Here is a 1,569-nt window from a genome sequence, read left to right as displayed (position 1 = left end):
CTCGACATCCGCCGACGCGACCGCCTCGGCGGCATCCTGCACGAGTACGAACACGCCGCCTGACCTGCCCGGACGTACTTTTCGGCAGGTACAACACCGGAATCAGGATTCCAGATACTTGCTCTAGAAGCAAAGCTGCGCCCTATCGCAGTACGCAGATATCGGTCGATGACCCGCTCATCCTGCGCGGCCAGTTCGGCCAAGTCGACGCCAGTCAGACCACCGCCCGCGACCGCAAGGAATCCGAGCAGATCCTTCTCTTCGGAGCGACCCTCAAGCATCCGGTTGAGCTCCCGCTCCATATCGGAGCGTGCGACCTCAGCAGCCGGCGAGACCGAAAGATCGCGGGTCACTCCAGGCTTTCTCAATGGATGATGGTGCGGAACGTCCGCAGGGATAGGCGGGCTCGGTCGGCTAGAGACCAGGATCTGCAACCCGGCCGGAGGAACAACAGGTAGAAGGCCCGCGATGCTATACGCTAGAGGCCCCGTAACCCCGCGGTCCTCGTCTAGTCCATCGACGACTAGGACCAGGCGTTCGCCACGCTCCTGACAGGCTTCTGCAGCCTCTCCCAAGAGGCCTAGGACGTGAACCTCGCGCGTCGCGTCGGTCAGATGTAGGGGCATCGACGGAGGCCCTAACAATTCGACCAACTGCTCGAGGAGAACATCGACGAAGGCTACCCGATCATCCTGGCTCGCCAGCCTGGCCGTGACGAAGAACGACACTATCCGGACGTTTTCAGGTGGGTGCATGACAAACCAAGCTAGTAGCGCTGATTTTCCGGCCCAGGCGGGGCCACGCCACCACATGTATCCGAGCGACTCACGGCTTGTGCAGAAACTTGTCATGTCCGCCAGTTCCTGATCTCGACCCACCAGCTGCTTTGGTGCGATCTGTCGAACCTGTGCAAGATATCTCGAACGTACCGGCCGTTGCCCTAAAAACACGTCGCCGGCAATGTAACCGGTGTTCGCGATACCGCCTTCGCGCGCGGTCGCCGAGCCGGTCTGGCGGAGTCTAATCGGCTCTGCCACCAACACCCCCGCACGCGTTCCCCACGTGGTCCGAGACCGGCCCCGCAAACCTAGCAACTATACCGCCGGGCGGACCGCCAGCCGTCACCAAGCCTGAACTCGTCGTTCAGCCAGCGACGGCGTGAACCGGCAGGTAGGCGGCCTGCAAACGAATGGTCGCCAGAGTGAGCGCCCACAGTGTCCTACGGCATCGCCGTCACCAGCACCTCGACCGGTACTCGTTCCAAGGTCACCCGAGCTTTGCGGCATCGGTCCCCAGATCCGCTACCCCGCACCGGACAAGCAGGCTGGTTGATCAACTGGCGGGGGCGTCGAACGACTGTCGTACCCTCGAACCCAGGGTGCCGTCAAAGTCCCTTTTCGCTGATCAGGCCGATGATCTGGAGGACGCGTTCGGGCTGGCGGGCGGTGGCTCGCAGGGCTTTGGCGATGCTTCTGTGTCCGGTGAGGCGTAGCGCGCTGATGGCGGTGTCGCGGGCGATCGCCCAGGCCAGGGGCGCGTTGCCGGTGCGGACGGTGTGGCGGTCCTCGT

The 1,569-nt window shown here is 63.3% G+C and carries 1 protein-coding gene and 1 pseudogene; both read right to left on the bottom strand.

The features are described from left to right. Positions 1-1,037, bottom strand: a 1,037-nt coding sequence (locus BCD48_RS50775; RefSeq protein WP_131804083.1) for an NACHT domain-containing protein, incomplete at its 3' end; no start/stop codon positions are given. A 347-nt stretch (positions 1,038-1,384) separates the two neighbouring features. Further along, positions 1,385-1,569, bottom strand: a pseudogene (locus BCD48_RS21970) (ISAs1 family transposase); the annotation flags it as partial.

The organism is Pseudofrankia coriaricola (assembly GCF_001854805.1).
Taxonomy (GTDB): domain Bacteria; phylum Actinomycetota; class Actinomycetes; order Frankiales; family Frankiaceae; genus Pseudofrankia.
Note: the sequence above shows the minus strand (reverse complement) of the source record. Positions and strands in the feature narration are given on the sequence as shown.